Consider the following 21738-nt stretch of genomic DNA (forward strand, 5'->3'; position numbering starts at 1 on the left):
GGAAAACCGCAGCGCACTTTTCCTGGAATTGCTCCCGCGTCAGGCCGCCGGCCGCGCCGAATGAAGYCCGCCATGCTCCAGAATGAAATCGATGACCTCCTGCAGGCCCTTGCCGCGCGACAGGTCGGTGAAGCCGAAGGGCCGCTTGCCGCGCATGCGCGCGGCGTCCGCCTCCATGACATCGAGGTTGACGTTCACATAGGGCGCCAGATCGCTCTTGTTGATGATCAGGAAATCGGAGCGGGTGATGGCCGGGCCGCCTTTCCGGGGGATCTCCTCGCCCTGGCAGACGGAGATGACATAGAGCGTCAAGTCAGCAAGGTCCGGCGAGAAGGTTGCGRCGAGGTTGTCGCCGCCGGATTCGATGAAGACGATGTCGAGATCGGGAAACTTCCGGTTCAATTCCGCAATCGCGCGCAGATTGATCGAGGCGTCCTCGCGGATAGCGGTATGCGGGCAACCGCCCGTCTCGACACCGACGATGCGCTCCTCCGGCAGCGCCTGCAGGCGAACCAGCATCATGGCGTCTTCCCTGGTGTAGATGTCGTTGGTGACGACGGCGATCGAGAATTGGTCGCGCAGCGCCTTGCAGAGCTTCTCGGTGAGCGTCGTCTTGCCGGAACCGACGGGACCGCCGATGCCGACGCGGAGGGGGCCGTTAGCTTGTGTCATGACGGAAACTCCGAGATTGCAAGGACTGCAAAGCCCAGCCCGATCGACAGGCAGAGCGGCGAGTAGAGGCGCTGATCGAGCCGCGCGAAAGGCAGCTCCGGCGTCAGCCTKCGCCACCAGGGCGTGAAGCCGGCAACGCCGCGGCCGAGGAACACAAGGCCGATCATCAGCGCCGTGGCGGCAAGGCCCTCCCTAGGAAAGGGCGAGGCGAACACCCCGGTGAGCGCCACTGGCCAGAGCGTGCCTAGCGCCAGGCATGCAGCGACGGCCAAGCTCGCGACAGGCGACGGCATCTCGTCGACGCCGCGGAAGCCGATGACGGCGCGGGCGCAGGATTTCGCGTCCTTCCCCGGCCAGATGCCGCCTATGCCCCAGTAGACATGCAGCGTGGTGATCAGGAGCAGAACGAGGGAGAGGGCGAAGGCCAGGATGATCATGAGCGGAACAGACGCGAATATTGGGTTTCGTGCTTCATCGCCATTATGTCGGAGATGACGGCCGAGCCGCCCAGATCGTCGAGCGAAGAGTTTGCGGCCCGGCTTGCCGTCGCCAATGCCAATGGCTCGAAGCCGGCTAACAAAGTGGCAGCGTCGACCTGCCCTGCCACACCGAGGCGGATCGCCGCTTGCACGAGATTGGAAAAGAAGGACTGCAGGAAGGCGGACAGGGCGTCGGAAAGGGCGATGCCGTGGCTGCCGGCGATAGCGCCGACGGCTACGCAATAGGCGCAATCGGCCGGCAGGCGCTCCAGCGCGGAACACGGCCAGGCGGACGCCGCCTTGAGAAAAGCCGCGCCCTGCAGCATGGTTTCCATATGGCGCTCCCGCGAGCCCGCGAATGCCTCGGCCAGCGCGGCAAGCTCCCCGAGATCGCCCCCGTCGCGCGCCCGGCGCCAGCCCTCGGCGAACAGCACGGCATCGTTCCAGCCGGAGCCCATCTCGACCAGCGTCTCCAGCCAGCCGGCAAGATCTTCGCGACCGGCGATCAGCCCATCATGYACGGCGCGTTCGAGGCCATGGCTGTAGGAGAACCCGCCGACCGGAAAGGATGGCGACAGCCAGGCCATCAGCCGCAGCAGCGCGGCGCCGGACAGCTTGTCAATCATGGTGGTGACCATGGTCGTGGTCATGATGGTCATGCGAATGGTCATGATCGTGATGGTCGTGACCGTGATCATGCGCATGGTGATCATGGCCGTGGTCRTGGCCATGCCCGGAATAGGCGCCGCGTACCGGGCTGAACGGCACCAGCACCTCGTTCACCGTAGCGCCGAGCCCTTCCAGCATCGCCTTGATGACGTGGTCGCGCAGGATGAGGATGYGGTCCGCCTCAATCGCCGCCGCGAGATGGCGGTTGCCGATGTGCCAAGCAAGCTCGGTCAGATGCACGGCGTCGCGGGCGCGGATGTCGTAGACCTCCTCCGGCGCGGCGACGATCTCGAGCTGGCGGCCATCCTCCAGCACCAGCCGGTCGCCATTGTTCAGCGCCACAGGCGCGGGCAGGTCGACCAGGATCTTGCCGCCGCCCGCCGTTTCGATGGCGCGGCGGCGCAGATGCCGCTCGTCATGGGCAAGCACCGCCTTGTCGTAGGCCGCGGCCGCTCCCGTCTCTGCGGCAGGCACAACCGAGACGGCGCGCGGGAATTTGGTGAAGTCGGTGCGGATATCGAGCTTCATTTGAAGGCTCCTCCATTGGCCTGCGCGCGGGCACGGGCCGGGCGCTGCAAAACACGATCGAAATAGGCGTTGACGCGATCGGACTCGATCGGAAACCTGCCGGCGCGAGCCCAGCCGCCGATGTCGCCGAGCAGAACGTCGACGGCCGAGAAACGCTCGCCGAGCGCGAAGGGCCTGTCGCCGAGCCGGCGATCCAGCGCCTTCACTTCCGAAGCGAAATCATGCGCGGCTGCAGGGCCGACATCGACACGCAGCTCCTCGGGCAACAAGAAGCGATGGCGCAGCTTATTCCACAGCGGCGCCTCCAACTCGCTCTGCGCGAAATGCGTCCAGGAATCCATCTCGGCGCGCCCGGCGAGACCGGGATTGGCGCCCATGCCCTTATCGGCGTGCTTGTCCGCCAGATAGACGCAGATCGCCGCCGAATCCGTGATCTTCAGCTCGCCGTCGATCAGGATCGGCACCTTGCCGGAGGGGTTCAGCGCATAGGCCTCGCGCGAGCGCAGCTTGATCTCGACGAACCCATAGGGCTGCGCGAGCTCCTCGAGCATCCAGAGCACGCGACTGACCCGGGAGCCTCGGGATCCGACGGCCTTGTACATGGTTGAACCCTGCCTTTCCCGGAACCCTAGACCATCCTGGACATCGACCCAATGTCGCTCAGACGATGGTGTCGAAGAGCCGCAGGATGAAGGATATCTGGTAGACGAGCGCGGCCGCAACGAAGGCGATGTGGTAGCGGCGATCGCGCACCAGGATCGCGACCAGGCAAAGCGCCACGAAGACCGGCGTGCGGATCAGATATTCGTTGCCGAAGCGGGCGAAATGCTCCGGGCCTTTGAGCAGCGTGTCGATGATGTCGAGCAGGTAAGTGGCGCCAAGYAGGCCGAAGAACCAGGCGCGCCGCGAATAGAAGTAGTCCTCGTAGCTGGTGTAATCGAGCATCGAATCCGGAAACAACAGTGCGCAGAGCAGGAAGAGCGTGATGGCGTAGAAGATGATGAAGAGGTATTTGCCGAAGGTCCAGGACTGGATGGCGTAGAGACCGAACTCCCACCACCAGAAATGCACAAGCATCAACAGCACCGAGCCCACCCAGGCGAGATGCACCGCATAGAGCCGGTATTGGCCGGGGTGCTGGACGATGCGGGCGACGCCGGACAGCAACCGGGTGACGCCAAGACCGATCACCATGCCCATGACAATGCGGATATGYGGGAAGATGTCGTGGGGAGAGGCGATTTCGGTGGGCATGGTTGTTAGCTATGCAGTTGCTCAACCGCATAGTGCAGGGTCCACACTCCACCCGCAACGGAATTTGCCCGCTCACCGGAAGGCGCAATCGGCGTCAGAACAGAAAATACCGCTGTGCCATCGGCAGCACGGTCGCCGGCTCGCAGGTCAGGAGCTCGCCGTCGGCGCGCACCTCATAGGTTTCCGGATCGACCTCGACATGCGGCGTGGCGTTGTTGAGCACCATGGAATGTTTGCCGATGCCGCCGCGCGTGTTCTCGACCGCGACCATTGCCTTCTCCACGCCTAGCCTGCCCTGCAGGCCGGCATCGAAAGCGGCCTTGGAGACGAAGGTCACCGAGGAGTTKGTCAGCGCCTTGCCATAGGCGCCGAACATCGGCCGGTAATRCATCGGCTGCGGCGTCGGAATCGAGGCATTGGGATCGCCCATCGGCGCGGCGGCGATCGTGCCGCCGACCAGAACCATCTCCGGCTTGACGCCGAAGAAGGCCGGGTTCCACAGCACCAGATCGGCGCGTTTTCCGACCGTCACCGAACCGATCTCCTTCGACAGCCCGTGCGCGATCGCCGGGTTGATCGTGTACTTTGCAATATAGCGGCGGACGCGGAAATTGTCGTTGTCGCCGGTTTCCTCGGGCAGCGCGCCGCGCTGGCGCTTCATCTTGTCTGCCGTCTGCCAGCAGCGGATCGCCACCTCGCCGACGCGCCCCATGGCCTGACTGTCGGAGGAGATGATCGAGAAGGCGCCGATGTCGTGCAGGATGTCCTCGGCCRCGATCGTCTCCTTGCGGATGCGGCTTTCGGCAAAGGCGATGTCCTCCGGGATCGACGGCGACAAATGATGGCAGACCATCAGCATGTCGAGATGCTCGGCCAGCGTGTTCACGGTGTAGGGCCGGGTCGGATTGGTCGAGGACGGGATGACATTGGGCAGGCCGCAGACCTTGATGATGTCCGGCGCATGGCCGCCGCCGGCGCCCTCGGTGTGGAAGGCGTGGATGGTGCGGCCCTTGATCGCCGCGACGGTGTTCTCGACAAAGCCCGATTCGTTAAGCGTATCGGTATGGATCATCACCTGAACGTCATAGTCGTCGGCGACCGACAAGCAGCAGTCGATCGCGGCCGGCGTCGTGCCCCAGTCCTCATGCAGCTTCAGCGAACAGGCGCCGGCAAGCACCATTTCCTCGAGCGCCGCCGGCTTCGAAGCATTGCCCTTGCCGGACAGGCCGATATTCATCGGGAAGGCGTCTAGGGACTGGATCATGCGCGCCAGGTGCCAGGGGCCGGGCGTGCAGGTGGTGGCCAAGGTGCCATGCGCCGGACCCGTGCCGCCGCCCAGCATCGTGGTGATCCCGCTCATCAGCGCTTCCTCTATCTGCTGCGGGCAGATGAAATGGATGTGCGCGTCGAAGCCGCYGGCCGTCAGGATCTTGCCTTCGCCGGCGATGATCTCGGTCCCCGGTCCGATGATGATGGTGACGCCAGTTTGAGTGTCTGGATTGCCGGCCTTGCCGATTGCCGCGATGCGGCCGTCCTTCAAGCCGATATCGGCCTTGACGATGCCGGTGAGCGCATCGACGACCAGGCCGTTGGTGATCACGGTATCAACTGCGCCGTCGGCCCGCGCCACCTGGCTCTGRCCCATGCCGTCGCGGATCACCTTGCCGCCGCCGAATTTCACCTCCTCGCCATAGACGGTGAAATCCTTCTCGACCTCGATGAAGAGCTCGGTATCGGCCAGCCGCACCTTGTCGCCGACGGTCGGGCCGTACATCTGCGCATAGGCAGCACGCGTAATTCTGGCCATCAGCGATAGCTCCCGGAAGTGAGGTTGCCGAAAATGATCGAGCCCGGGGCGCACATTGTCGCCATCCAATGGTCACRCAATGACCCGCTCAGCGACACTTTGCGTTCCCATTTGGGCGTTCCCATCTGGCGGTTGAGGTGGGCGGGCCCAAACGATCTTTTGCCAAAACGATGGAAGGAATATCCATGCGCAAAACGATATTTTTCGCCGCCGCGACAACCTTGATGCTGGCGGGTGCGGCCAGCGCCCAGCAGCAGCCCGCGCCCCAGACGAGCCCCGCGCCAGCGACGCCTGCTCCCGCCGCGCCAAAATCGCAACCGCCGACGATCGAGAGCGTCAGCATCGTCGACATTACGGAATTGCCAAAGGACACACAGACGCAGGTCAACCAGATTGTGGCGCAACGCGGCGATGCAGGCCTGCAGACATTGCGCAAATCRATTGACGCGACGCCAAAGGTGAAGTCTGCGCTCGAAGCCAAGGGGATGAGCTCGGCTCAGGTGATCGCCGCCAGCCTGCAGCCCAACGGCGCGCTGACCCTGATCACCAAGAAGTCGAGCTGACCTGGAGCAACCCCAGGAGAAGTGTGCAACGGTTTTCCGTCCGGAATTGCGCAGAAGCAGACGGCTAGAGCGGTTCGGCGGTCCTTCCAGACGCTGAACCGCTCTAGAAAGGCCGCCTGACAGGCGCTGGCGGGCCGACGTCGGGCCTGCCGCCAAGAGGCGCAAGGGAACCTCCGCCCAGCAAGAGTCGTTTTGCTCTTTTCGCCCCACCGGATTTCCAGTCAGGAGCGAGCGATGGCGRCACACGTCAAAATGGCTGTTCCAGCTACGGCGGTGGCCATGCTTTTCGCAGCCGCCGTCCCGCATGCGTTCCCGGCGCAGCCTCTGGAGAGCAACAAGCCGGGTGCGACGATCGTCGATTCGGACATCCGGCAGGAGGAAGTGCTGTCGAAGACCGAGRCCGGCAGGGTCATCAGCGCCATCGACCGCACCCGCGACAACATCGRCACCGTGCGCAAGACGACCAAGCTCGACACCGTCGATATCGTCTTCCTGACCGATGCCGCGCGCAGCGAAGGGGGACCGCCGCCGGCAATCGAGAACAAGGTGAAGCAGCATCAGGATGACGTGACGGAACTGCGCCAGGAGATCGAGGCGAACGCGCTGCTTTTCARCGCGATCGACTCGCGGCGGGTGCTCGCTGATGACGTGCTCGCCGTCGAATTYGACAACCCTGGGAAGATTGTCATCTACGCGGCGGCCAAGCCTCCGAAGTGAAGTGAGCGAGCCGCCGGACCTCACAGCTTGCCCATCACCTTCTGCTGGAATCCATAGACCTCGCGCTTGCCGCCGAGCGGCACCAGCGTCACGTCGCGTTCCTGGCCCGGCTCGAAGCGCATGGCAGTGCCGGCGGCGATGTCGAGTCGCATGCCGCGGGCGCGTTCACGGTCGAATTTCAGCCCCTCATTGGTCTCGAAGAAATGATAATGGCTGCCGACCTGGATCGGACGGTCTCCGCTGTTGGTGACCTTGAGCGTCACCGTCGGCAGCCCCTTGTTCAGCTCGATCTCGCCCTTTGCCGTGATGACTTCGCCCGGGATCATTRCACCCTCACAGTCATRCTGCCTTGCGAGKGCCGCAGCCCTCGGCCTTGAGCACGCCCCTTGACGAGCCCGGATATTTCTTCAGCATTGCTGCCGGCCGGATCGGCCGCGGTGAGAAATTGCCGCCGCAGTTCGGGCAGACGCCACCGAGAAYGTCCGCCACGCAATCGGCGCAGAAGGTGCATTCGAAGGTGCAGATCAGCGCATCGCCCGCCTCCGGCGGAAGATCCTTGTCGCAGCACTCGCAATTGGGCCTCAGCTCCAGCATTGGTCTCTCCTCACCGGATCGGTTCGTGCACGGTCACCAGCTTGGTGCCGTCGGGGAACGTCGCCTCGACCTGGACGTCGTGGATCATCTCGGCAATGCCGTCCATGACCTGCGCGCGGGTGAGGACATGCGCGCCGGCCTCCATCAGCTCGGCCACCGAGCGGCCGTCGCGGGCGCCCTCGACGACGAAGTCGGTGATCAGCGCGATCGCCTCGGGATGATTCAGCTTGACGCCGCGTTCCAGCCGCTTTCGCGCCACCATCGCCGCCATGGCGATGAGCAGCTTGTCTTTTTCACGCGGTGTCAGATTCATGCGTCTTCCCGATATTCGAGGTCAAAGTGACCACAATTTGGGCAGGCCCGCCCGCCCGTTGAGCAATTCGACGAGCGGAACCAGCCGCTTGCGGAGCTGGTAGCCGTCGCCGGCGGTGAGCCTCGCAAGAAGCTTGCCAGATTGTCCAACGTCCCAGAAGCTGGCAGCGCCCTGATCACCAACAATTGCGCGGGCGGTGTCGAGCAGGGTTTCTGCGCCCGGCGAGACAAGAAGCATCGTTGCCATCGCGAGCCCGCCGCCGGCCACGGCCGGACGCTGGAGCCTGGCCGCGATATCCGGCCCGATGCGAAAATCCTCGGCATGGATGAGCCTGCCATCCTGGCGCACCCGCCAGCGATCGTGGAAATTGCCGTCGAGCGTCCGTTCGCCCATCGCCAGCCGGCCGAACAGCGTCGCCTCCAGCAGCAGCGCCTCGGCGTCCGCTGCAAGCTCGACGTCGAGCGTGCGGGCGAAGGCCGCGCGGTCGAAGACGATGGTTTCCTGCGGCAGCCAGGCGATGCGGCCTTTGGCGCCGACGGTGAGGCTGACGCGGGTCTCGGCCCGGCCGGAAGCGGCGCGATAGATCTTCTCGCAGGCCTGGGTGGTGATCGATGCAGAGGCGCCCTCGTCGACCTCGATCGACCAGCCGAGTCGGTCGCCGCCGGTCAACCCACCGGCCGTGTTGATGAGCACGGCCTCGAGCGGGTCGCCTTGAACCGCCGGCATGCGAATCTTGGCCGATCCGTCCTGATAAAGGCGTCGCAGCCTGGTTCGGCCGCCGCTCTTGCCGCAGAAAAGCCTGGCTCGCCCGGCAACACGTTGAGGGGCAGGCTGGGAAACCAGGGTATCGTCGATCATGTCCACAGCGCCAACGTTAAGCACTCCGGCGGCATTGTCGATATATAGCTTGTTGCTTGACATCGTTTCGGTTTCTATAGAGGGAGCCACCTTGGAGCGGTCACGCGATGCCTGGCGAGGTAGGGGCGACGGCGTTTGTGAATCCGGAAACGAAGGGGCGCTGATCAGTTGGCGTCGGAAAACGACAGGGGAAGGAACCGAATGGCGGACCAGCTGACCACCGAAATCATCGAAAAGATCAAGGCGCATGCCGAACCGGGTGGCGAGGAAATCACGCCAAGCACGGACCTCAACACGCTGGGTATCCATTCATTGGAATTGACCGAGATCATCTTCGATCTCGAGGAGCAATATGGCATCGAGATCGAGATGAACACGGTCGACGCCTGGAGCAACCTGAAGAACGTCGGCGACATGGTCGAGGCGGTTCGCGAGTTGATCGCGAAAAAAGCCTGATTGCATGTTGAAGCGCGTCGTCATCACCGGCATTGGCGGGATTTGCGGGCTCGGCAACGATGTGCCGGCGATCTGGGACGCAATGCGCGCCGGCCGCTCGGCAATCGGCCCGATCGACAACCCTTCGCTGCATGACCTGAAGGTCAAGGTCGGTTGCGAAATCAAAGAGCTTCCTGATCACGGCATCGACCGCAAGCAAGTGGTGTCGATGGACCGCYTCAGCCTGCTGGCGGTGATCGCGGCGCGGGAGGCCATGCGGCAGTCCGGATTGATCGCGCATGCCGACAATACCTATCGGATGGGGGCAACTGTAGGCATCGGCGTCTGCGGCTTCGAAACGATCGAGGAAAATTACCGCGCCATCCTTCTCGAAGGCCGCAATCGCGCCGCRATCTTCACCGTGCCGAAGGTGATGCCGGGTGCAGCCGCCGGCCAGGTCAGCATGAATCTCGGCCTGCGCGGCCCGGTGTTCGGCGTCACCTCGGCCTGCTCCTCGGCCAATCATGCCATCGCTTCGGCGGTGGACCAGATCAGGCTCRGCCGCGCCGACGTCATGGTCGCCGGCGGCACCGAGGCGCCGCTGGTATGGGGCGTGCTCAAGGGCTGGGAAGCGCTGAGGGTGCTGGCGCCCGATACCTGCCGGCCGTTCTCGGCCGACCGCCAGGGCCTGTCGCTCGGTGAGGGCGCCGGCATGGCGGTGCTGGAAAGCTACGACCATGCCGTGGCGCGCGGCGCCACCATTCTCGCCGAGATCGCCGGCGCGGGTCTTTCGGCCGACGCCTCCGATATCGTCGCGCCGACGATCGAGGGACCGGAAGCGGCGATGCGATTCTGCCTGGTGGATGCCGGGCTCAACCCCGACGATGTCGACTATCTCAACGCGCATGGCACCGGCACCAAGGCCAACGACCAGATCGAGACGGCGGCGATCAAGCGCGTCTTCGGCGAGCATGCGCGCGAACTTTCGGTGTCCTCAACCAAGTCGATGCATGCGCATTGCCTCGGYGCGTCGGGCGGRCTGGAGATGATCGCCTGCGTCATGGCGATCCGCGACGGCATTGTGCCGCCGACGGCGAACTACCGCGAACCCGACCCCGAATGCGATCTCGACGTGACGCCGAACGTGGCGCGCGAGCGCAAGGTGCGTGTGGCGCTGAGCAACAGCTTCGCCTTCGGCGGCACCAATGCGGTGCTGGCTTTCAGGGCGGTCTGACACGCCCCCAGGCGTCTCAGCCCGGAACGCGCCCTCCCGCCGGGATTGGTTGACTGTCCGTGCACGGCAAGCCGCTTGCCGRCATATTGATCGCGACGGATGACGATCCTAACTCTTGGCCACCTGCCGTGAGCGCCATTCGGCGCCAATCCGCATCCGGAGCCCTCGATGACCGACCTGTCCGCCTTTCCGATCGCCAAGCGCTGGCCGGCCAGGCACCCCGACCTTCTGCAGCTCTATTCCTCTCCGACGCCCAACGGCGTCAAGATCTCCATTGCGCTGGAGGAGATCGGCCTGGCCTACGAGCCGCACTACGTCGACATCGGCAAGAACGAGAGCTGGACGCCGGAGTTCCTGTCGCTCAACCCGAACGGCAAGATACCGGCGGTCATCGATCCGAACGGACCCGACGGACGCCCGATCGGGCTGTTCGAATCCGGCGCCATCCTGCTTTATCTCAGCGACAAGACCGGGAAGCTCATCCCGGCCGATCCGATCCGGCGCTACGAGACGATCCAGTGGGTGTTCTTCCAGATGGCCRCGATCGGCCCGATCTTCGGGCAGGTCGGCTTCTTCAACAAGTTCGCCGGGCGCGAGATCGCCGACAAGCGGCCGCTGGAGCGCTACCGCGACGAGTCGCGGCGGCTGATCGGCGTGCTGGAAAGGCGGCTGAAAGGCCGRCAATGGATCATGGCCGACGACTACACCATCGCCGATGTGTCTATGCTCGGCTGGGTGCGCAACCTGATCGGCTTCTACGAAGYGCGCGACTTGGTCGGCTTCGACGATTTCCCGACTGTTGCGGCATGRCTGGAGCGCGGCCTTGCCCGACCGGCCGTGCAGCGTGGCCTCACCATTCCGGCGAGAGGCTAAAAACTATTTCCTCTTGGCGCCGCCTCGTCCAAGAACGGACGCGGCAAGCCGCGCTGTGGCCACCACCGCTCCGGTCGCAGCGCTTRCCACGGTGCGGATCGGACCCGACTTGCCCGCCGCCGGCTTGTGCGGGCTGGCGGGTTTTGYGCCGGCTTTGTGCGATGCGGCGGGCACCACTTTCTTGGGCGCGGCCTTGCCGAAGGTCGGCTTGGYCTCCTTGGCGCGGTCGGTCGCTGCCGGCGTGGCGGCGGCTTTGGATGGATTGGCCCTGCTTCTGGCGGGCGCGGGTTTTCTGGTCTTGGTTGCCATGGGACGATCCCTTACGCCTGACAATTGAGAATACGGCCATAACGACCTGTAAATCTTAAGGTTCCCGCCCAAAAATATTGAAAATTGAGCAGGTTAACCAATCACCAGATCGGCCTCGCGGCGACGCGCCAGCACGCGCTCGATGTTCGGCATGTCGTTGGAGGCGATCCAGGCGCGGGCGTCCTCGTCGGAGCGGCCATGGYCGCGCCAGCGYTCCATCAGGCGGCRCTCGAGCTCGTTGCGCGGCACGTCGACAAAAATGGTGAAATCGAACAATGGCGCCAGCCGCGACCACGRCTCCTCGTCGAGCAAAAGATAATTGCCTTCGACCAGGATGAACTTGGTGTCGGCACCGATGATTTCGGCCGCGGCGCGCGACAGTTCCATGCTGCGGTCGAAGACGGGAATGGCGATGTCCGGCTCGCCGGCGCGGATGCGCTTCAAAAGCGTCTCGAAGCCGGCGAAGTCGAAGGTTTCCGGCGCGCCCTTGYGCGAGCGCAAGCCGCGCCGGTTGAGCACGATGTCGTCATAATGAAAGCCGTCCATCGGAACGACTTCCGACGTGCCTTCGGGGAGCAATTCATGYAGCCTGGCCGATATGGTTGACTTGCCGGCTCCCGGCGGGCCGGCAATGGCAACGACGAAACGCTTGGCCTTGCCGGCGCGCTTGAAGATGGCGGCAGTGATATGGGCTAAGTCAGACATCGGCACCTTTCCGCTAGCAGTTGCGGCCGCATCTTGGCTGCGAAAGGCGGAAATTTCAAACCGCGATCGCGCCATGGCGCCGGCCTGTCGTCGATGTCAGTGCCGCCCCCTCTTTGCCCTGCCGGGCATTTCTCCCCGTAGAACGGGGAGAAAGAGGCGGCTGCGGCCGTGGCATCCGTTTCCGCCGGCTCGGCGAATGGCGAAATCGTTGGCGACAAAGCCCCTCTCCCCGCTCTACGGGGAGAGGATGCCGGCAGGCAGATGAGGGGCAGCGCCAGCGATCGCGACAATGGAATCTGTTCCGCAGATCAGTCAGGCAGGGCCGGACCGGCCGATGCGCAGGAAGTCGCCGTCGAACGGCACTTCGCGCGCTGTCCCGCCGGCGGTGAGGACGCRCAATCGGTCCGGCGCCGATTCGAGGCCACGTGGCGGCTCGGCATCGGTGAACGGAACCGCGCCGATGACATGGCGGAAGGAGACGCTGCGCCCTTCGGCAAGGGCGAAGGCCGTCGCCACGCCTTCACGCTTCAGCCAGTTGTCGCCGAGCGAGGCGGCGTGACCGACCGCAGCGCGGCCGTCCTCGATGCCGARCACGCCGACATGGCGGCCGCTCCACGGCGCATAGTCGCGCCCGCCATTGCTGAACCACAGCATGGTCACCGGCAGCTCGACCGGGTTCTTCAGCACCAGCACCAGATCCTGCTCGGCAGGGCGCGCGAGCGCGGTCCARCCCGGCCCACCATGATCGGCTTCGACCAGCGTGATGAAATCCTCGCGCCGGTCTTCCATGCGATAGTCGGTGAGATCGGTGGTGCCGCCGGCGGCGAGCGGGAATCGGGTGAGGTCGACGGCGCGGGCGGGATAGGCGAGCCGGAAGCGGCCGCGCGCCGGATCGGGCTCGAGCGGCGCAGGCGGCGCCACCGCCAGGCGCTTCGGCGAGAAGGCCAGCCGGYCGCCGTCCTTCATCGCCGTCATCGGGTGATGGGCGACGGAAATGGCGCCCGAGCCGCCGGAGAAAATGTGCTCCTGATAGAGGAAAGGATGGCCGTCGCGGAGCGTGAAAATCTTGTCGACGGTGGCGCCCATGACCTTGCGGCGCAGCCGGAACACGGCCCGCCAGCCGCCGGCGACGGCGCCGTTCTCGGCGACATCCCACGGGCTGTTCGCCGTCCAGCCATGCAGGGGTRCTGCCTCGACATCGCTGGTGGAAAACGGCGCGCAGAGGAAATCGCCGGAGAGCCGCACCGTGCCCTCGGGCAGGTTTTCCGGCAGCGTTTCGCGCGGCGAACCGACCCAGGGCGCGCGGTGCAGCGGCTTCAGGATGCGGCCGTCGGCCTCCACCTCCATGACGGCGATATGGCCGACTGCGAGATCGAGCGAAACCGAGATGCCCTTTGCGCCGATCGTGACCGTATCCATTGTCCTGCCCCCGAATCTTTTGCAGGGCGGCAGCAAAGCCTGCCAGGTGTCCTCAGCGCAAGCGCAGCGACAGGCATTTTGCATCAGGCGAATGCCACCACTTGTCGAACTCGGCGCTGCCCCTCCCTTACCCGCTCCCCGTGAAGAACGGGGAGAGGGAGGCGCCGACGTTGGAGCTTCATTCTTCTCCCCGTCACTATACGGGGAGAAGGTGCCGGCACGCGGATGAGGGGCAGCGCCGACGTCCGAAGCAAAACCTGGGCAAATACATTCTGATCCCCATTAACCAGTTGGACGCCGCAAACGCGCTACGCTAGCTTCGCCGCATCTCAGCAACAGCTTAAGAACCATCTTGTCCTATCTGCGTCCCGTTCCTCTTCTCCAGAAACTGATCGCCGCGCTTGCCTTTCTGGTGCTGGTCGCCGGCTGCACCACCGCCGCCCCGCCGGAAAGCGTGCTCGCTGTCCCGGCAAGGCCGCAGAAATACGCGGCGATCGTGGTCGACGCCTCGAGCGGCAAGACGCTGTTCGAGGTCAATTCGACGGCGCAGYGCTATCCGGCGTCGCTCACCAAGATGATGACGCTCTACCTGCTGTTCGAGGCACTGGAGAGCGGCCGGGTGACCAAGGAGACGCAGATCCCGGTTTCCGACCACGCCGCCTCGCAGCCGCCGACCAAGCTGCGCTTCCGGCACGGCGAGACGATCGACGTCGATTCCGCCATCCGCGCCATGGTGGTGAAGTCGGCCAACGACGTGGCGGTGGCGGTGGGCGAATATCTCGGCGGCGGCAGCGAGGAGCAGTTCGCCGCCATGATGACCGCCAAGGCGCACCAGCTCGGCATGACGAGCACCAATTTCCGCAACGCCTGCGGCCTGCCCGACGATGGCCAGGTGACGACGGCGCGCGACATGGCGGTGCTGGGAATGGCGCTCCGCAACCGCTTCCCGCARCATTTCCACTATTTCTCCGAAAGCGACTTCATGTTCCGCGGCCGCCTGGTGCGCGGCCACAACGACATGCTCGGCCGGGTGCGCGGCGTCGACGGCATCAAGACCGGCTATATCCGCGCCTCCGGCTACAACATCGTCACCTCCTATAATGCCGACGGAAAACATCTCATCGTGGTGGTGATGGGCGCCGACAGCGCGCGCCAGCGCAACGACCATGTCGAGGCGCTGATCCAGAGGAGCCTTGCGGCGACGAGCGCCGACGCCAAGCCGACGCTAATGTATGCCGGGCRGCCGCAGGCCGCCTCGCCGCTTCCCGGGTTACCTGCGCCTGGTTTGCCGGCGCCCGATTCCACGCTGCCGGGTTTGCCGGCTCAGTAAGCCTTCAACATACGCCGGCGGGACAGCGCCCCCGAGGGGGCGGCGAAGGATCGCATTCGCTGCGCGTTTTTTGGGATGCTTATCTCACCACCAACACCGGGATATCCGTCAGCGACACCACTTCCGCGGTCTGGCTGCCGAGCATCAGCCGGCCGAGGCCGCGGCGTCCGTGCGAGGCCATGACGATGAGGTCGCAGCCTTCCGCGCGGGCCGTGTCGAGGATCGCCTCGGCGGGCGCCCTGTTCTCGACGTGCAAGACCTTCGCGCGCACGCCGAGCGCGTCGGCCGAGGCCGTGCACCTGTCCAGCACCTCGCCGGCATATTTGCGCGCGCTTTCCTCGTAGTTGGTGAGCTCGTCGGCGGCGACATAGCCGGCCATGGCGCCGCCCCAGGCAAGCGCCGGGAACGGCTCGGAGACGGTGACGAAGGTGACGGCGGCGCCGAGGCCCCTGGCGAGCTCCAGGCCGTGGGCGACGCCCTTCTCCGCTAGTTCCGAGCCGTCGGTGGCGATCAGAAGATGCTTGTACATGAGACGCGATCCCTCTTCGTGCGGGCGATGCTCGCCCTTGGGTTGGCGGGAGCCTGAGCTGGCAGGCCTGATTTGGATATAGTTTGCCGGCCGGGCCGCCCACAGGGCCAGTATGGGGCCAGCGGGCGACGACGATGACGCCAGTCTCTCAGCCGATCGACGATCGCCCACGGCGCTCCCCCGCTCCGTCTCGGCTTCGCCGAGCCACCTCTCCCCCATTTCATGGGGGCGAGGAAATGCCAATCGCCGAGGCCGCAGCCTGAGCAAGCTTGGTTCCTCGCCCCCGCCAAGGCGGGGGAGAGGTGGATCGGCGCGCAGTGCCGAGACGGAGCGGGGGCTTGCGCGGCCACAGGCATTGCGCGTAGAGGCGGCCGAAAAGCCACGCCCCTCCATCCATCACAAGAACTTGTTCGGTCACACCAGATTCACAGTCACGGTGGATATGCCACRCCGGCTTGGCATATCGTATCAGGCGGCGAGAACAGGAGCACTGACCATGGCCAGCGACCCCAAGACTTCCGCGCAGAAAAAGGCAGACAACGAAAACGAGAGCGGCGGCGAGTATCTCGAGGCGGCCACCGTGCCGGACGAGCTGCATGAGGGCTCCGACGAGCATTTCGAAACGCCGGATGTGCCGGACTCCGAGCCGACCCTGCCCGRCGCGCCGCGGGCCAAGCCTAAGAAAAAGCCGTCGGCGATCAGCGGCAAGAAATTCCGCAAGCGCGACCTTGTGCGCATCGACGATTTGCGCCCGAGCCTAGCCGACCGCATCCGCTCCGACCATCCGGACCTGCCGCGCGGCGCCCGCATCAGCCGCGAGGAGCTCTCGCGCTACCGCATGCGCTATATGGAGGAACTGCTTCAGCAGGAGCACGGCGAATTCTCCGAACTCGACCGCCAGGTGGTGGAATCGATCGCCAGGCAGGACACGATCTCGGAAAACTCGGAAGAGGAATTCGAGGAGCACCGGACCTTCGCCGAGCGCGTTTCCGACGACATGGCGGCTTTCGGCGGCAGCTGGTGGTTCCTGATCTCCTTCGCCGGCGTGCTGGTGTTGTGGATCGGCGTCAATCTGTTCGAGGGCACCACCCGCGCCTTCGACCCCTACCCGTTCATCCTGCTCAACCTACTGCTCTCCTGCATCGCCGCCGTCCAGGCGCCGGTGATCATGATGAGCCAGAAGCGGCAGGAAGCGAAAGACCGGCTGCGTTCCTTCAACGACTACCGGGTGAACCTGAAGGCCGAGCTCGAAGTGCGGCACCTGCACGAAAAGCTCGACTACCTGATCTCGCGCCAATGGCAGCGCCTGGCCGAGATGCAGCAGATGCAGCTCGACGCAATGCACGAGCTGACCGCCAAGAAGCCGAAGCGGRYGACGCAYGGAACAAGGCGCAGGACGGCGAAGACCGAGACGGCAAAGGGCGAGGCGCAGGATTGAGGGCCGGCTCGGCCGGTAGGGCCAAGCCGGAGAAAGCCCGCGAGACGCCTTGATCCGCCGGCACTCGCCTCGCACTCCCCGCAGCGTGCCGGCGCACCGCAGCCTCAAGACATCACCACTCCAATTGGCCGTTGAAGCCTGCCCGCGCTTCCGCTAAGAAGCCGTGGTTGGCCGGTTCACCGGCCGGTTCGTTTTCCGGATTCCCCGGGAAGCACCCGTAGCTCAGCTGGATAGAGCGCTGCCCTCCGAAGGCAGAGGTCACAAGTTCGAATCTTGTCGGGTGCGCCAATTCCCCTTAGGCCGCTTTGGGCAAGCGGACGTCCCGATCCGATGCAGATAGGCGGCAGGCACTTACGGCGCGAATGCGGAGTGACTCGGGCCAGTGGGGAGTCTAGGCTCGAACGGTCTTTCCGCCTGAAGAGCGCGCCGCATGCCTCGCTATCTCGCCGTCTACACCATGAAGCCCGAAGACCTCGCCCGCTTTCGCGCCCTGCCCAAGTCCGAGCAGGACGCGATCGACGCCGTCGGGCTAAAGCAGTGGGCGGAATGGGAGGAGAGGAATGCCGCATCGTTTCGTGACCGCGGCGGCATGGTTGGCAAGACGACGCGCGTGACCAAGGACGGCATCGCCGGCGCCGYGAATGCCTTCTGCGGCTACATCGTTGTTGAGGCTGAAACCATCGAGGCCGCCGCCCGCCTCTTCGAGAATCACCCGCATTTCTCCGTCTTTCCAGGAGACGGCGTCGACATCATGCCCTTCCTCACCGACCCCGCGCCCTAGCCCTTCGCCCGAGTCGCACCGCCCACGTGCGTTCCGGCTCCTCTTTTTGTTCGCTTTGCCTGGGCGAGGCGRCGGCGCRCATGGCGGCTGCGTCCTCCCGAGCTACTGCCGCTCTTCCCTTGACTCTATCATCAGTCTGCACTAATCATAAGTCATGACTGTTGATAGTGCCCAGCTCGCCGCCCTTGGCGACACCACCCGCAGGCAGATTTTCGAGCTGATCGCGGAGYGGCCGCGCTCGGTGGCGGAGATCACGCGGCAGGTCGCCGTGTCGCAGTCGGCGGTGTCGCAGCATCTGAAGGTGCTCAAGGATTCGCGGCTGGTCCGCGCCGAGCCGAAGGGCGCCAGCAACGTCTACCACATCGACCCGCACGGGCTTGGCCAGATGCGCGCCTGGCTCGACCGGTTCTGGAGCAAGACGCTCGCGGCCTACAAGCAGGCCGTCGAGACCCCACCAGAGGAGTCATCATGAACACGCAAGTCCCAATCACGTCCGTGAAGCAGTCCGTCGTGGTCGAGGCGCCGATCGAGCGCGCCTTCAAGGTTTTCACCGAAGGCTTCGGCAGCTTCAAACCGCCGGAGCACAATCTRCTTCCCGTGCAGATCGCCGAGACGGTGTTCGAGCCCCGGGTCGGCGGGCACGTCTATGACCGCGGCGTCGACGGCAGCGAGTGCCGTTGGGCGCGGGTGCTGGCTTATGAGCCGCCAACCCGAGTGCTCTTGAGTTGGGACATCAGCCCGCAATGGCGGATCGAGACCGACCCGGCCAGGACCAGCGAATGGGAAGTGCGCTTCACCGCCGAAACGGCAGGGCGCACCCGTGTCGATCTCGAGCACCGGAACCTGGAGCGCCATGGCCAGGGCTGGGAGAGCGTGCGCGACGGTGTCGGCGGCGATCAGGGCTGGCCGCTGTATTTGCAGYGGTATGCGGATGTGGTGGCGCGGGGGGATTGAGGGGCGCGTGGCGAGGGAGCTTGGGTTTGCACGGCCGAGTTCCTTCGCGCCCCCTCTGGCCTGCCGGCCATCTCCCCCACTTGGGGGGAGATTGGCAGCTTCGCCGCCCCGCTCATCTTTGAGACGTTGACGATTGGCGAAAGCGAACGCGACATCTGATCTCCCCCTGTGGGTGAGATGCCCGGCGGGGCAGAGGGGGCGCTGTCCCGCCGACGATCGACGCTTGTGGCCTGCGATCAGTCGCATGCGGCAGTCATTCACCCAGCGTCTCGCGTATCGCCGCTGCCAGCCGCTCTACGCCTTCCCTCGTCTGCGCCGCATCACAGGCGGCGTAGCCAAGCACCAACCCCTGCGTTGCCGCCGTGTTCTGGAAATATTTCGACAGCGGCGAGACGTTGATCGCGCGCCGCGCGGCGGCCTGGCTGACCTTGATGTCRTCGATGCCGGGCCTGAGATAGCCGACCACCTGGATGCCGGCTTCGGCGGGCGAGAGCGTGATCTCRTCGCGCAGCCGCTCCGAAACAATCTCGCGAAAGAGCTGACGGCGCTGGGCGTAGATGCGGCGCATGCGCTTCAGGTGCCGGCTCATATGGCCTTCGGTGATGAAGTCGGSGAGTGCTGCCTGCAGCAGCAGCGGGGCGAACTGGCCGGTGGTCGAGATCGCGTTGACGATGCGCCCCGCCAGCTCCGGCGGCAGCACCATGAAGCCGAGGCGAAGCGCCGGGAAGAGCAGCTTGGCGAAGGTGCCKACATAGATGACGCGGCCGGAGCGGTCCATGCTCTGGATCGCCGGCACGGGCCTGCCTTGAAAGCGGTATTCKCCGTCGAAATCATCCTCGATCACCCAGCTGTTGGCGATCCCGGCGATGTCGAGCAGGCGCAGCCRCTCCTCCAGCGCATGGTGATGCCGAGCGGATGCTGGCAGGCCGGCGTCACATAGATGAGACGGGGCGCCGGGTCAGGCGCGTCTAGACCATGATGGCGTTTCGTTGAATCGCCATCACGATCTAACTCTTTGTTGGAGCATGATCTTTCTCCGAAAACCGGTTCCCACTTTTCGGGATCATGCTCTAAGCGCCAGCCGCGCTCCTGGTCGACAGGGATCGGCAGGATGCGGGCGCCGGCCACGGTGAAGGCGGCCTTGGCGCCGTAATAGCCGGGCTCCTCCATCCACACCGTGTCGCCGGGGTCGAGTAAAAGGCGGGCCAGAAGATCGAACGCCGCCTGCGCGCCGGTGGTGACGACGATCTGCTCCGGCCGGCAGCGCACGCCGCGCGCGGAAAAGAGGTAGCCGGCGATCGCCTCCTTCAGCGCCGGATGGCCGGTCACGTCATAGGTGCCGAACAGGGTCTCGCCGCCATGGCTGGCGCGGCGCGCCACCAGCCGGCCCCAGACGCCGAAGGGAAAGCTCGCGGCATCCGGCATGCCGGGGTGGAAGGCAAAGCGCCCTGGCGTGCCGTGATGGCAGGGCTGGCTGAGCAGTTCCTCGCCGCGACGCGAGGGCGAACGCAGCGGCGCCGGCGGCGCCTCGGGCGGGCTCTCGCGCGGGCCGTCCGGCAGGTCGACGATCGCCGGGCGCGCGCCCTGGCGGTTGGCGAGATAGCCTTCGGTGACAAGCTGGTCATAGGCCGCAACGATGGTGTTGCGGCCAAGGCCGAGCTCGGCGGCAAGCGCGCGCGTCGACGGCAGCTCCGAGCCCGGCGCCAGCGCGCGGTTGCGGATGATGGCGACCAGCCCGTGGTAGAGCTGGCGCGACAGGTGCTCGCCGCTCGCACGGTTCACCGCCAGCATGTCAAGGGGGAAGGCTTGGGGTTTGGGGTGGTGGGGGCGCATGACCAGCTCGCTCTATTGCTGCTCGGCAATTGGGTGGGAAGAGCACCTAAGGGGCCTCGCAGGCCGAGTTCCCGCCCACCCCCCTCTGTCCTGCCGGACATCTCCCCCGCAAGGGGGGAGATAGGCAGTTCCGGCGCCCCGCCCTTTCTGCAACGGTAGTGATTGKCGAAGACCGGCGTGACGYCCAATCTCCMCCCTCGTGGGGGAGATGCCCGGCAGGGCAGAGGGGGGCGCTGTCCTGCCGACCATCGACATCTTGCTGCTTTTCCTTCCCGTCCCGCATCCTGCCACAGCCACCAGCGCACTCAAACTGGTTCCTTCATTTTCCGCAAAACTGGCCCTCGCGATGGAGACAGAGGGGCGTAGACTTCCGCTTCAAGAAGAGGTTGGGCAAGGCGCTGGGAGGACGTCTCGCCAACCGAATACGGCACGGGCTTTTGCAGTCGCCCGGCCGCCGCGCGCGAAAGCTTTTTCCTCCTGAAACGAACAGCTCGCAGCTTTGCGGCCGCGGGCGGAAAGCGAGCAATGACCGCAGTCAGACTTGGCATCAATCCGATCACCTGGACCAATGACGACGTGCCGGAACTGGGCGGYGACACGCCGCTCGAGACATGTCTCAGCGAAACCGCCGAAGCCGGCTATGCCGGCACGGAACTCGGCGGCAAATTCCCGCGCGAGAGCCGCACGCTCGGACCCATCCTCGACCGATACGGGCTGGCGCTGGTTTCCGGCTGGTATGACGGGCGCATCTGYGAGAAAGACGTCGAAGCCGAATTCGAGGCGATCAGCCCGCATCTGACGCTRCTCAGGGACCTCGGCGCGAAACATGTCGTCTATGCCGACACTTCGCGCGGCCGYCACGGCGCCATCCATGATCCGATCTCGCAGCGGCCGAGACTTTCGGCCGAGGAATGGAAGCCTTACGGCGAAAAGATCACGCGGCTGGCCGAGCGTTTTGCCGAGTTCGGCGTCGGCATGGCCTTCCACCACCATATGGGCACGATCGTCGAGACGGACGCCGAGATCGACATGCTGATGGATGTCACCGGCGAGGCGGTCGGCCTGCTCTACGACACCGGCCACTGCGCCTTCTCCGGCGGCGATCCGGAGCAGTTGCTGCGCCGGCATGTCGGCCGTATCGTCCATGTCCATTGCAAGGATGTGCGCCCGGYCATGCTGAAGAAGGCGCGCGACGCCGACATGAGCTTCATGGGCGCGGTGATGGAAGGCATCTTCACCGTGCCCGGCGACGGCGCGATCGATTACCATACGCTGCTCAATATCCTCGCCGATCACGGCTATTCCGGCTGGCTGGTGGTCGAGGCCGAGCAGGATCCGGCCAAGGCACATCCGCTGACCTATGCCACGATGGGCTACCGCAACCTGCGCGAGCTTGCCGGCAAGGYCGGATTCACGGTCGACGAGCGGAAGGGCTGAGGGAACA

At 65.1% G+C, this 21738-nt stretch carries 28 protein-coding genes and 1 tRNA gene; 12 read left to right on the top strand and 17 right to left on the bottom strand.

The features are described 5' to 3' along the window. Positions 1-39: 39 nt before the first annotated feature. The 7 genes from ureG to ureC all read right to left on the bottom strand — a co-directional run bounded on the left by ureG (position 40) and on the right by ureC (position 5409). On the bottom strand, positions 40-672 hold the full coding sequence (gene ureG, locus ORS3428_RS23285) for an urease accessory protein UreG (RefSeq protein ID WP_071100638.1): 633 nt from the start codon (positions 670-672) through the stop codon (positions 40-42). After that, positions 669-1109, bottom strand: coding sequence for a DUF3995 domain-containing protein (locus ORS3428_RS23290; protein WP_071100639.1), 441 nt, complete (start codon positions 1107-1109; stop codon positions 669-671). Before ORS3428_RS23290 ends, ureG begins: the two co-directional genes overlap by 4 nt. Next, entirely contained in the window at positions 1106-1822 is a 717-nt protein-coding gene (locus ORS3428_RS23295) for an urease accessory protein UreF (RefSeq protein ID WP_443136872.1), read from the bottom strand. Before ORS3428_RS23295 ends, ORS3428_RS23290 begins: the two co-directional genes overlap by 4 nt. Next, on the bottom strand, positions 1770-2348 hold the full coding sequence (locus ORS3428_RS23300) for an urease accessory protein UreE (protein ID WP_071100640.1): 579 nt from the start codon (positions 2346-2348) through the stop codon (positions 1770-1772). The genes ORS3428_RS23295 and ORS3428_RS23300 overlap by 53 nt, the downstream gene beginning before the upstream one ends. After that, complete coding sequence (locus ORS3428_RS23305) at positions 2345-2950, bottom strand: glutathione S-transferase family protein (protein WP_071100641.1); 606 nt, start codon at positions 2948-2950, stop codon at positions 2345-2347. The genes ORS3428_RS23300 and ORS3428_RS23305 overlap by 4 nt, the downstream gene beginning before the upstream one ends. 58 nt (positions 2951-3008) lie before the next feature. Next, complete coding sequence (locus ORS3428_RS23310) at positions 3009-3602, bottom strand: hypothetical protein (RefSeq protein WP_071100642.1); 594 nt, start codon at positions 3600-3602, stop codon at positions 3009-3011. A 94-nt stretch (positions 3603-3696) separates the two neighbouring features. Continuing rightward, entirely contained in the window at positions 3697-5409 is a 1713-nt protein-coding gene (ureC, locus tag ORS3428_RS23315; protein WP_071100643.1) for an urease subunit alpha, read from the bottom strand. Between the two features lie 185 nt (positions 5410-5594). Here ureC and ORS3428_RS23320 point away from each other — a divergent pair, with 185 nt between their 5' ends. Next, entirely contained in the window at positions 5595-5972 is a 378-nt protein-coding gene (locus ORS3428_RS23320) for a hypothetical protein (RefSeq protein WP_108723150.1), read from the top strand. 279 nt (positions 5973-6251) lie between these two features. Continuing rightward, positions 6252-6689, top strand: a complete 438-nt coding sequence (locus ORS3428_RS23325) for a hypothetical protein (protein WP_244508079.1) — start codon at positions 6252-6254, stop codon at positions 6687-6689. A gap of 20 nt (positions 6690-6709) precedes the next feature. Here the strand turns inward: ORS3428_RS23325 and ORS3428_RS23330 are convergent, their stop codons facing one another. From ORS3428_RS23330 to ORS3428_RS23345, 4 genes are read right to left on the bottom strand one after another with little or no spacing between them, the layout of a single operon-like run. Continuing rightward, positions 6710-7015 (bottom strand): urease subunit beta, encoded by a 306-nt coding sequence (locus ORS3428_RS23330; RefSeq protein WP_071100646.1) that lies wholly within the window; start codon positions 7013-7015, stop codon positions 6710-6712. A gap of 13 nt (positions 7016-7028) precedes the next feature. Then, a complete protein-coding gene (locus ORS3428_RS23335; protein ID WP_071100647.1) occupies positions 7029-7283 on the bottom strand; it encodes a DUF1272 domain-containing protein in 255 nt (84 codons plus the stop codon). A 10-nt stretch (positions 7284-7293) separates the two neighbouring features. After that, positions 7294-7596, bottom strand: coding sequence for an urease subunit gamma (locus ORS3428_RS23340; RefSeq protein WP_071100648.1), 303 nt, complete (start codon positions 7594-7596; stop codon positions 7294-7296). Between the two features lie 21 nt (positions 7597-7617). After that, positions 7618-8460, bottom strand: coding sequence for an urease accessory protein UreD (locus ORS3428_RS23345; RefSeq protein WP_071100676.1), 843 nt, complete (start codon positions 8458-8460; stop codon positions 7618-7620). 195 nt (positions 8461-8655) lie between these two features. Between ORS3428_RS23345 and ORS3428_RS23350 the strand changes: the two genes are divergently transcribed. From ORS3428_RS23350 to ORS3428_RS23360, 3 genes are all read left to right on the top strand, one after another. Continuing rightward, a complete protein-coding gene (locus ORS3428_RS23350; protein WP_071100649.1) occupies positions 8656-8910 on the top strand; it encodes an acyl carrier protein in 255 nt (84 codons plus the stop codon). A gap of 4 nt (positions 8911-8914) precedes the next feature. Then, positions 8915-10123, top strand: a complete 1209-nt coding sequence (locus ORS3428_RS23355; RefSeq protein ID WP_071100650.1) for a beta-ketoacyl-[acyl-carrier-protein] synthase family protein — start codon at positions 8915-8917, stop codon at positions 10121-10123. Between the two features lie 168 nt (positions 10124-10291). Further along, positions 10292-10996: a glutathione S-transferase family protein gene (locus tag ORS3428_RS23360; RefSeq protein ID WP_071100651.1), complete on the top strand. Its 705-nt coding sequence runs from the start codon at positions 10292-10294 to the stop codon at positions 10994-10996. 3 nt (positions 10997-10999) lie between these two features. Here the strand turns inward: ORS3428_RS23360 and ORS3428_RS23365 are convergent, their stop codons facing one another. From ORS3428_RS23365 to ORS3428_RS23375, 3 genes are all read right to left on the bottom strand, one after another. Beyond that, positions 11000-11305 carry a hypothetical protein gene (locus ORS3428_RS23365; RefSeq protein WP_071100652.1) on the bottom strand — a complete coding sequence of 102 codons (306 nt, stop codon included), beginning with the start codon at positions 11303-11305 and terminating at the stop codon, positions 11000-11002. Positions 11306-11398: 93 nt separating this feature from the next. Continuing rightward, the gene (locus ORS3428_RS23370) at positions 11399-12010 is read right to left on the bottom strand and encodes a nucleoside triphosphate hydrolase (RefSeq protein WP_071100677.1); all 612 of its coding nucleotides are present in this window, start codon (positions 12008-12010) and stop codon (positions 11399-11401) included. A 312-nt stretch (positions 12011-12322) separates the two neighbouring features. Further along, positions 12323-13429, bottom strand: a complete 1107-nt coding sequence (locus ORS3428_RS23375; RefSeq protein ID WP_071100653.1) for a hypothetical protein — start codon at positions 13427-13429, stop codon at positions 12323-12325. Positions 13430-13781: 352 nt separating this feature from the next. Here ORS3428_RS23375 and ORS3428_RS23380 point away from each other — a divergent pair, with 352 nt between their 5' ends. Then, positions 13782-14759 carry a D-alanyl-D-alanine carboxypeptidase family protein gene (locus ORS3428_RS23380; protein ID WP_071100654.1) on the top strand — a complete coding sequence of 326 codons (978 nt, stop codon included), beginning with the start codon at positions 13782-13784 and terminating at the stop codon, positions 14757-14759. A 79-nt stretch (positions 14760-14838) separates the two neighbouring features. On the opposite strand, the gene ORS3428_RS23385 is transcribed toward ORS3428_RS23380, so the two are convergent. Continuing rightward, positions 14839-15288, bottom strand: a complete 450-nt coding sequence (locus ORS3428_RS23385) for a universal stress protein (protein ID WP_071100655.1) — start codon at positions 15286-15288, stop codon at positions 14839-14841. Between the two features lie 496 nt (positions 15289-15784). On the opposite strand from ORS3428_RS23385, the gene ORS3428_RS23390 reads away from it, so the two are divergent. From ORS3428_RS23390 to ORS3428_RS23410, 5 genes are all read left to right on the top strand, one after another. Further along, entirely contained in the window at positions 15785-16726 is a 942-nt protein-coding gene (locus ORS3428_RS23390) for a DUF1003 domain-containing protein (RefSeq protein WP_071100656.1), read from the top strand. A 211-nt stretch (positions 16727-16937) separates the two neighbouring features. Then, a tRNA-Arg gene (locus ORS3428_RS23395) sits at positions 16938-17014 on the top strand. A gap of 142 nt (positions 17015-17156) precedes the next feature. Then, on the top strand, positions 17157-17507 hold the full coding sequence (locus ORS3428_RS23400) for a hypothetical protein (protein WP_071100657.1): 351 nt from the start codon (positions 17157-17159) through the stop codon (positions 17505-17507). Between the two features lie 154 nt (positions 17508-17661). Further along, positions 17662-17979, top strand: a complete 318-nt coding sequence (locus ORS3428_RS23405; protein ID WP_071100658.1) for an ArsR/SmtB family transcription factor — start codon at positions 17662-17664, stop codon at positions 17977-17979. Then, positions 17976-18461: an SRPBCC family protein gene (locus ORS3428_RS23410; RefSeq protein ID WP_071100659.1), complete on the top strand. Its 486-nt coding sequence runs from the start codon at positions 17976-17978 to the stop codon at positions 18459-18461. The genes ORS3428_RS23405 and ORS3428_RS23410 overlap by 4 nt, the downstream gene beginning before the upstream one ends. 253 nt (positions 18462-18714) lie before the next feature. Here ORS3428_RS23410 and ORS3428_RS32655 read toward each other — a convergent pair whose 3' ends face one another. Continuing rightward, positions 18715-19305: an aminotransferase class I/II-fold pyridoxal phosphate-dependent enzyme gene (locus ORS3428_RS32655; RefSeq protein WP_108723151.1), complete on the bottom strand. Its 591-nt coding sequence runs from the start codon at positions 19303-19305 to the stop codon at positions 18715-18717. Next, positions 19302-20294: an aminotransferase-like domain-containing protein gene (locus ORS3428_RS32660; protein ID WP_108723152.1), complete on the bottom strand. Its 993-nt coding sequence runs from the start codon at positions 20292-20294 to the stop codon at positions 19302-19304. Before ORS3428_RS32660 ends, ORS3428_RS32655 begins: the two co-directional genes overlap by 4 nt. Before the next feature lie 525 nt (positions 20295-20819). Here ORS3428_RS32660 and iolE point away from each other — a divergent pair. Next, positions 20820-21731 carry a myo-inosose-2 dehydratase gene (gene iolE, locus ORS3428_RS23420; protein WP_071100660.1) on the top strand — a complete coding sequence of 304 codons (912 nt, stop codon included), beginning with the start codon at positions 20820-20822 and terminating at the stop codon, positions 21729-21731. The last annotated feature ends 7 nt before the right edge of the window (positions 21732-21738 follow it).

The sequence above is a fragment of the Mesorhizobium sp. ORS 3428 genome, from assembly GCF_001854785.1.
Lineage (GTDB): Bacteria > Pseudomonadota > Alphaproteobacteria > Rhizobiales > Rhizobiaceae > Mesorhizobium.

Excerpts from the sequence above, each read along its gene's own strand:
- ORS3428_RS23305 (WP_071100641.1), bottom strand. The coding sequence starts at position 2,950 with ATGTACAAGGCCGTCGGATCCCGAGGCTCCCGGGTCAGTCGCGTGCTC.
- ORS3428_RS23330 (WP_071100646.1), bottom strand. The coding sequence starts at position 7,015 with ATGATCCCGGGCGAAGTCATCACGGCAAAGGGCGAGATCGAGCTGAAC.
- ORS3428_RS23340 (WP_071100648.1), bottom strand. The coding sequence starts at position 7,596 with ATGAATCTGACACCGCGTGAAAAAGACAAGCTGCTCATCGCCATGGCG.
- ORS3428_RS23350 (WP_071100649.1), top strand. The coding sequence starts at position 8,656 with ATGGCGGACCAGCTGACCACCGAAATCATCGAAAAGATCAAGGCGCAT.
- ORS3428_RS23385 (WP_071100655.1), bottom strand. The coding sequence starts at position 15,288 with ATGTACAAGCATCTTCTGATCGCCACCGACGGCTCGGAACTAGCGGAG.